The sequence below is a fragment of the Gilvimarinus sp. 2_MG-2023 genome (genome assembly GCF_030547685.1).
In the GTDB taxonomy this organism is placed as follows: Bacteria; Pseudomonadota; Gammaproteobacteria; order Pseudomonadales; family Cellvibrionaceae; genus Gilvimarinus.
Genome location: NZ_JAUOQM010000046.1, coordinates 1 through 326, shown reverse-complemented (window position 1 = coordinate 326; position 326 = coordinate 1). Strand labels below are relative to the sequence as shown.

At 48.5% G+C, this 326-nt stretch carries 1 pseudogene; it reads left to right on the top strand.

Features of this window, described 5'->3' with window-relative positions:
• Positions 1–38 precede the first annotated feature (38 nt).
• A pseudogene (locus tag Q4526_RS11205) lies at positions 39–326 on the top strand (hypothetical protein); the annotation flags it as partial.

Genomic DNA, 326 nt, shown 5'->3' with positions numbered 1-326 from the left:
CGCTATATTCCTATTATCAAAGCAACGATAAGCCATAGATGATGACAAACGAGCCCTCTCAACAAGCACTGCTAAAGCGTTTGAGACTGCCTGAGCCAAATCTAAAACAACTCAGCTTTTGCAAGAGCCCGACCGTCAAAAGCATAGAACAGTGGGTAGACTCCCTCCCCCTGACTCGCACCAGTTTTATCAGTGCGGTGCTTTACTCTGCCTTGCCCGAACTGGCGCGTTTAAAAACCGATGGCGAAAACCATTTTAACCTGCTGGAAGTCGTCCGACCGGTGGTGTTTGGTTGCATCTCTGGCCTGTCGAAAGGTTTTTTGAAC